The organism is Collimonas silvisoli (assembly GCF_018305005.1).
GTDB lineage: Bacteria > Pseudomonadota > Gammaproteobacteria > Burkholderiales > Burkholderiaceae_D > Collimonas > Collimonas silvisoli.
In genome coordinates this window covers 69,157-76,736 of the sequence record NZ_JAGQEG010000010.1, presented here as the reverse complement: position 1 = coordinate 76,736, position 7,580 = coordinate 69,157, and the positions used below count along the sequence as shown (strand labels likewise).

Genomic DNA, 7,580 nt, shown 5'->3' with positions numbered 1-7,580 from the left:
GCGACCACTCTTTTGGGCGCTGCTGCCTTTTTAACCGTTGCGCTTTTAGCTGCCGGTTTCTTGGCTGCCGGCTTCTTCGCTACCGCCGTTGCCTCGCCCTCTTTCGCATCGACAGCCGCCGCTTTTGCCTTGCCTTTGACGGGCGCCTTGGCTTTGCGTTCCTCAAACTCGAAGCTGACCTTGCCATCCTTGCCCTTGACCAGGAAGGCCTTGAACGGACGGCGCGTGCGTTGCGAAATAAAGCCCGGCAGCAAATCGGTCTTGCCGTCGTTGAGCAGCTTGACCATTTGCTCCGGCAGGATTTCTTGCTGGAGGATAATGCGGCCGCTGCGGAAATCGCAGGTCTTCGGTTTCGCTACAGCGTTTTCGCAGACATAGGCTAGGCCCATTTCATACACGCCGCTGGCGCATTTCGGACATGGGCCAAGTGCGGTCTGGCCGGTGAAATCAACACCCTCGCCCTCTTCACCTTCGCCGTCGTTCTGGCCGAAATCGAATTCCAGCTTGAAGTTCTTGATCTCTTCGTCGCGGCTGATTTTCAAGATCGCGGCAAACGGCCGGCCCATCTTCGAGCGGAATCCCTGCAGCGGACCGATGGTGCGCTTGGTCAGCAATTCTTCGACTTCAGGAATTTCGAACTGACGGCTGCCCGGTGTCTTGCTCATCGAGAATTCGCACTTGGTGCAGGCGAAGCGACGATAGTTTTCCTTGACCACGCTGCCGCAGTTCGGGCACGGCGCCAGCAAGGTGGCGTAGTCGCCGGGGATGGTGTCGTTATCGTATTCCTTGGCGCGCTTGACGATGATCTGGGTCAGTTGCGCGATTTCACGCATGAACTCTTCACGGCTGATGGTGCCGCGCTCGATTTGCGACAGCTTGTGTTCCCATTCGCCGGTCAGTTCAGGCTCGGTCAATTCATCCACGCCGAGACCGTGCAGCAAGGTCATCAACTGAAACGCCTTGGCGGTCGGCATCATTTCCCGGCCTTCGCGCAGCAGGTATTTTTCGTTCAGCAAACCTTCGATGATCGCGGCCCGCGTTGCTGGCGTGCCGAGGCCTTTGCCGGCCATCGCTTCGCGCAGGTCGCCGTCGTCCAGCAATTTCCCTGCGCCTTCCATCGCCGACAGCAAGGTCGCTTCGGTATAGCGCGCGGGTGGTTTGGTGACCAGGCCGTTGGCTGTGATCTTGTCGGTCTTGACCTTTTCATCCTTGGCCACGGCAACCAGCGTGCCGCTGTTTTCCGGGTCCTTGTCGTCGGCGGCTTCCTTGCCGTAGATCGCCAGCCAGCCCGGATTCGTCATGACCTTGCCTTCAGTCTTGAACTGATGACCGGAGACTTCGGTAAAACGGGTAGTGACCTGGAATTCGGCAGCCGGGAAAAATACTGCCATGAAACGGCGTGTCACCAGGTCGTACAGCTTCTGTTCCGGCTCCGACAGATTCTTCGGCGCCTGGGTGGTCGGAATGATCGCAAAGTGATCGCTGATCTTGGCGTTGTCGAAGATGCGCTTGTTCGGCTTGACCCAGCCCTTGTTCAGGATCTGTGCGGCGAACTGTTGATAATTATTGTTCTCGGACACCGTCTCCAGCGTTTGCTTGACGGTGCTCAGGTAATCTTCCGGCAGATGGCGCGAGTCGGTACGCGGATAGGTCAGCACCTTGTGTTTTTCGTACAGCGCTTGCGCCAGTCCGAGCGTGTTCTTGGCGGAGAAGCCAAAGCGCGAGTTGGCTTCGCGCTGCAGACTGGTCAGGTCGAATAGCGCCGGCGCCATTGAGGTGGTCGGCTTAGATTCTTCGCGCACCGTGCCCAGCTTGCCGCGGCAGGCGGCAACGATGGATTCGGCGGCGGCTTTACTCCACAGACGTTCAGCGCGCTTCTCCGGATCGTTTTCATCCTTCTTGTGCGCGGCATCGAGCCAGCGGCCCTCGTAGATACCGGCGGCGCAGACAAATTCGGCGCGCACTTCCCAGAAATCGCGCGGCACGAACTTCTTGATCTTCTCTTCGCGCTCGACCACGATCGACAAGGTCGGCGTTTGCACGCGGCCGACGGTGGTCAAGTAGAAACCGCCTTCTTTCGAATTGAAGGCGGTCATTGCACGCGTACCGTTGATGCCGATCAGCCAGTCCGCTTCGCTGCGACAGCGGGCGGCGTCGGCCAGCGGCAGCATGTCCTTGTCTTCGCGCAGGTGAGTGAAACCGTCGCGTATCGCGCCCGGCGTCATCGATTGCAGCCAGAGCCGCTTGACCGGCTGCTTGGCTTTCGTATATTGCGCGATCAGGCGGAAAATCAGCTCGCCTTCGCGCCCGGCGTCGCAGGCGTTGATCAGGGAAGTGACGTCCTTGCGCTTGATCAGCTTGTTGAGCACCTTGAGGCGCGACTCGGTCTTGGCGATCGGGTTGAGCGCGAAATGCGGCGGGATCATCGGCAGATGGGTGAAAGTCCATTTGCCGCGCTTGACATCGTATTCTTCAGGAACAGCGATTTCCAACAGGTGGCCAACCGCCGATGACAGAACGTATTCGTCGGATTCAAAGTACTCATCGTGCTTGGTGAAGCCGCCGAGCGTCTTCGCGATGTCGTTCGCGACAGAAGGTTTCTCAGCAATGATGAGGGTCTTGCTCATAGTGTTGTCTCGAAAGTAGCGCGCATCATAAGTAGCGCATGTTTTTGCTTTTGCACGCAGGCGGCAGTCTGGAAATTTAGTTGCCAACGGGAAATCACCCGTAATATATCAGCAAACTCGTAGCAATAAGTCGCAGCAAATTTCACAGCCGGCGCCGCATATTGCGGCCAATGATAAGCGGGTTGTTGGAAAAGTCGCAAGCAGCAAGACCTTGGTCTGGCCAGCATGCAGCAGGTGTAAGTGGCAATTTGGCGTTTAGTGCAGCTGGCGCGGCTCAGGATCGTCGTCTTCGTCGAGAAACAGCTCGTCGAACATCAAGCCGTCCGGCTCCTTGCCTTGGCTCCATAGCACCATCAATACGATCACCTTGAGTTTGTCGAGCGGGACCGGGGTCTCGCTGACGGTCAACGCGCGCGCAATGACAATCTCGCGTTGCACCGGGTTGAGCATCTTGGCCGACTCCAGAAACTGGATGAAGCCAATCGCAGCAATGCCCAGCACGTCGATCTCTTGCTGAGCGTAGATGCGGATGCCAAAAGAAAAAGCGGTCTGCTGCGGATATTTATCGGCGAACTCGTGATTGGTTTCGGCCAGATCCGTCAGCCAGCCGAGCGCCTTGGCGATTTCGTCTTCTTCAAAGCCGATCGCCGACAGCTTCTTGACCAAAGCCTCCGGTTCAGGGCAGGCGTCGGGCCGATAATAAGTTTCATACAGATAAACAAGGACTTCAAACATGGTTCTACTGTATCGCTAAGGTAAGGGTAAGACAAGTAAAGTAAGACAGGTAAAGTGCAATGGTAGCAGTGCAACCGGCCGCAACTTTGCGGCTGCTACACGTATACAAGTATCGCAGGATTTATGCAAAGCCGCCAAAAATGGCAAAATGGCATCGCTATCGGCGCTGGCCATATCAGCCGATACGACGGTAGATCCCGCCCGGCAAGACCTCGATCAAGCCTGCCAGTTCCAACTCAAGCAGCTGGCCGCTCAGGCTTGCCGCATCGCTGCCGCTGCGCGCCGCCAATACGTCGAAACTGACTGGATCATACCCGAGTATGGCAAGCAACCTTTGCTTGCCGCTGTCGACAGCCTCGACAGCGGGCGCCGCGCTGGCCGCCGCCGGGATCGCAGCCTGGGCAGCGGCCAGCGTATGCAAACTACCCAGTTCTTCCAGAATATCCTGCGCCGATTCCACCAGCTTGGCGCCCTGCTTGATCAGTTGATGGCAGCCTTTTGACAGCGGCGAGTGAATCGAACCGGGAATCGCGAACACGTCGCGGCCCTGTTCGGCCGCCATCCTGGCGGTGATCAGCGAACCGGATTGCGCCGCTGCCTCGACCACCAGCACACCACGCGCCAAGCCGGAAATGATGCGGTTGCGACGCGGGAAATTGGCGGCGATGCCAGGCATGCCTAGCGGGTACTCACTGACGATGCAGCCGGCCTCGGCAATCTGATGCGCCAGCGCGCGATTGCGCGCCGGGTAAACAATATCGGCGCCGGTGCCGATGACCGCCACCGTGCTGCCGCCGTCAGGATTGCCGGCGGCGCCGCGCAACGCGCCTTGATGGGCGGCGGCGTCTACCCCCAACGCCATGCCGGAGATGATGGTGAGGCCGCGCTGGCTGAGGATTTCAGCGAACCGGTCGGCATTGGCAATGCCCTGCACAGTGGCGTTGCGGCTGCCTACCACGGCCATGGCTGGCCGCTCCAGCAGTTCGGCGCGGCCTTTCACGTACAACAACAGCGGTGGATCGGGAATATCCAGCAGAGCTTGCGGATAGGCGCTGTCGGCTAGAGTGAATAACTGATTGGCGGGCGACTGCAGCCATTCCAGCGTCCGCGCGATCAGTGCCTGAACCGCATCCGACGGCGCCGCCAGCAAGGCGTAGGCAATGCGCTCAGGCACGACCTTGTGCAAGGCGGAGAAAGAAGACGAGAAAATGTTTTCCGGCAGACCGAAGGCAGCCAGCAAGCGGCGCGCGGTTTCCGCACCGACACCGGCAGTCTGCTCAAGGCGCAGCCAAGCTGCCAGTTCGGCGCTATCGCTTGCGGCATGGTGGCGGTTCAGGCCGCCACCATCGTCATCGTGGAGATTATCTTTATTAACAGCGATTACCTTTATTCTGGCGATCTGGCGATATCGCCGATATCGACCGTATTCCGGACTTCCATGATCAGGCCATACGAAATATGGTTGAACACACGGAAAATGAACAGGGTACCGTATTGTTCATCCGGCAGCTTGACCTTATTGTTGTTATCGGCAGGATCCTTAACAACTTTACCGAGACGGTACAACTGCAGCACCGTACCGATATCGATATTGTCGGCCTTGCCGCGGTTGACGGTCAGGATCTGGTTCTGCGCCGCAGTTGATACTCCGCCGTAGATCGAGACTACACGGGCGTTGACGTTGCCGGCCGGTGCATGCGGCACATAGTTCATGATCGGTTCAACCGGGCGTGGAATGATGCGATCGCCGACCTGCATCTCTTCCTTGGTGTCGACCACGCTGAATGTCGCCGCCTCGTCGGGCGTGCTGCCTTTGCGCTCCAGCTTCAGGCTGCCGAGGTACAACGCTTCATTGGCGATGACCTTGCCGGTATCCGGATCCTTGAGCGGATTGCCGGGACGGAATACCTGGAACGCAGTAGCGTCCGTCAGGTCGCCCCGCACATAGGCTTTATCGCCCTTGCCCAGGTTCAGATGGCCATCCTGGACCCCCACGATATGTGGCGCTGTTTTCAAATCGTCGTCTTCGATGATCAGCGGTTGCGACAGGAAAGGGCCGATGGCGTCGGTGGAAATGGCGGCAATCGCATCGCGTCCTAAGCCTTGCACGCGCGTCTGCGGCGACAATTTCACAACGCCAGGATCTCCCGCTGCATTGCCGAGGCGCAGACGGCCGTTGGCGCGGTCAAAATAAACGATCTGGCCCGGATAAATCCAGTGCGGATTGCGGATCTGCTCCTGGTTCAAGCCCCACACTTGCGGCCAGCACCACGGATGTTGCAGGAACTGTCCGGAAATTCCCCACAGCGTATCGCCGCGCACTACGACATGCTGATCCGGCGCATTGGCTAAAAACTCACAGCGCGCAGGCTTGACCGCCTGAGCATGAGCCATGCTGCCAAATCCGGCGCTTAAAGCAAGAAGGAGTGCAGCTGTGCTAAACTTTTTCATATTGGTTCCGGTGGATACTGCGTTAAATTGGCAACTACACCCTTGTTGGTCCGTCGCCATGGCTGATCGAGGCAAAGCAAAAAACTTGCCATAGTGAATCAAATTTTGCCCATAATCGATTGAACTAGCAAGAGAAAACCCCTTCCAAACCGCCTAAATTGTTACGCAATCTTGTATGTCCTTATTAAATATCCTGCGTTATCCTGACGCCCGTTTGCACAAAATTGCCAAGCCAGTGACAGTTTTTGACACTCGCCTGAAAAAATTGATCGCAGACATGGCGGAAACCATGTACGAAGCGCCCGGCGTCGGCCTGGCTGCATCGCAAGTCGATGTTCACGAACAGCTGGTCGTGATCGACACCTCCGACGCCGGCACCGACCTGCGGGTTTTTATCAATCCGGAAATTCTCTGGGCCAGTGAAGAAAAACAGATTTACGACGAAGGCTGCCTCTCGGTGCCAGGTGTTTATGACGGCGTGGAACGCCCTGCACGCGTCAAGGTGCGCGCCCTGGATGCCGACGGCAAACCCTTTGAAGTCGACGCCGACGGCTTGCTGGCGGTCTGCATCCAGCATGAGATGGATCACTTGAAGGGCAAGGTATTCGTTGAATACCTGTCGCCGTTGAAGCGCAACCGGATCAAGGCCAAGATGCTCAAGGAAGAACGCGAGCTGAAACGCGACAAGCAATACGCTACAAGATAAGCAATCTTTTTTACATGTTGCGGGACAAAATGCAAGAGACGCTACCCTAGCGATCCTTGCGCTTTGTCCCGCAATTATTTTGGTCTCCTGTACCATCGTCCCCATGAAAATCATCTTCGCAGGTACCCCGGAATTCGCCGCCGTGGCGCTCAAAGCCTTGCACGACGCCGGTCATCAGATTCCACTGGTGCTGACCCAGCCCGATCGGCCAGCCGGCCGCGGCATGCAGCTGCATGCATCGCCGGTCAAGCAATTTGCACTGGAACATCGGATAGCGGTAGCGCAACCGGTATCGCTGCGGCTGGATGGCAAGTACCCGGAGGTCGCCAGGCAAGCGCATGACCTATTGCAAACAACGCCGCACGACATCATGGTGGTGGCCGCCTACGGCCTGATCCTGCCGCTCAGCGTCTTGCAGATTCCGCCGCTCGGCTGCCTCAACATCCACGGCTCCCTGCTGCCGCGCTGGCGCGGCGCCGCCCCCATACATCGCGCGATTGAAACAGGCGACAGCGAGACCGGCATCACCATCATGCAAATGGATCAGGGCTTGGATACCGGAGCGATGCTGCTGATCGAGAAAATGGCGATCAGCGCCGACGACACCACCGGCACGCTGCATGACAAGATGGCAAAACTCGGTGGTGAAATGATCGTTGAAGCACTGCGCAAGTTGGAACAGAAGGACTTGCCGGCAACGCCGCAGCCCGAACAAGGCGTCACCTACGCCGCCAAGATCAGCAAGGAAGAAGCGGCTCTCGATTTCACGCTGCCGGCCGCTGTGCTGGAACGCAAGATACGTGCATTCAACCCGTTCCCGGCTGCCGCTGCTGTGTTCGGCGGAATCACGTTGAAGTTGTGGCAAGCACAAGTAATCGACGCTGACAGCAAACATGCGCCAGGAACCATCATCAGCGCCGATCCGCAAGACGGCGTGATCGTGGCCTGCGGCAGTGGCGCCTTGCGTATCACCGAATTACAAAAGCCGGGCGGCAAACGGCTGCCGGTGGCTGAGTTTCTGAAGGCGTTCCCGATGCAAGGCGGTAAATTTGACTAGGCGT

Annotated in this window: 6 protein-coding genes; 2 read left to right on the top strand and 4 right to left on the bottom strand. The window is 57.9% G+C overall.

The window, feature by feature from the left end; genetic code table 11:
* The 4 genes from KHU33_RS04235 to KHU33_RS04220 all read right to left on the bottom strand — a co-directional run.
* Window positions 1-2,627: DNA topoisomerase III (locus KHU33_RS04235; protein ID WP_211461264.1), on the bottom strand; the 2,627-nt coding region annotated here is incomplete at its 3' end.
* Between the two features lie 255 nt (window positions 2,628-2,882).
* Window positions 2,883-3,362 carry a DUF494 family protein gene (locus KHU33_RS04230; protein WP_211461263.1) on the bottom strand — a complete coding sequence of 160 codons (480 nt, stop codon included), beginning with the start codon at window positions 3,360-3,362 and terminating at the stop codon, window positions 2,883-2,885.
* Window positions 3,363-3,537: 175 nt separating this feature from the next.
* Window positions 3,538-4,698 (bottom strand): DNA-processing protein DprA, encoded by a 1,161-nt coding sequence (dprA, locus tag KHU33_RS04225; RefSeq protein ID WP_230414042.1) that lies wholly within the window; start codon window positions 4,696-4,698, stop codon window positions 3,538-3,540.
* A gap of 50 nt (window positions 4,699-4,748) precedes the next feature.
* Window positions 4,749-5,813: a LysM peptidoglycan-binding domain-containing protein gene (locus KHU33_RS04220; protein ID WP_211461262.1), complete on the bottom strand. Its 1,065-nt coding sequence runs from the start codon at window positions 5,811-5,813 to the stop codon at window positions 4,749-4,751.
* A gap of 175 nt (window positions 5,814-5,988) precedes the next feature.
* On the opposite strand from KHU33_RS04220, the gene def reads away from it, so the two are divergent.
* Complete coding sequence (def, locus tag KHU33_RS04215) at window positions 5,989-6,519, top strand: peptide deformylase (protein WP_211461261.1); 531 nt, start codon at window positions 5,989-5,991, stop codon at window positions 6,517-6,519.
* Between the two features lie 103 nt (window positions 6,520-6,622).
* Window positions 6,623-7,576, top strand: coding sequence for a methionyl-tRNA formyltransferase (fmt, locus tag KHU33_RS04210; protein ID WP_211461260.1), 954 nt, complete (start codon window positions 6,623-6,625; stop codon window positions 7,574-7,576).
* Window positions 7,577-7,580 lie beyond the last annotated feature (4 nt).

Bases quoted from the DNA above. Each gene is read 5' to 3' on its own strand.
- def (WP_211461261.1), top strand. From the start codon at position 5,989: ATGTCCTTATTAAATATCCTGCGTTATCCTGACGCCCGTTTGCACAAA.
- KHU33_RS04230 (WP_211461263.1), bottom strand. From the start codon at position 3,362: ATGTTTGAAGTCCTTGTTTATCTGTATGAAACTTATTATCGGCCCGAC.
- KHU33_RS04220 (WP_211461262.1), bottom strand. From the start codon at position 5,813: ATGAAAAAGTTTAGCACAGCTGCACTCCTTCTTGCTTTAAGCGCCGGA.
- fmt (WP_211461260.1), top strand. From the start codon at position 6,623: ATGAAAATCATCTTCGCAGGTACCCCGGAATTCGCCGCCGTGGCGCTC.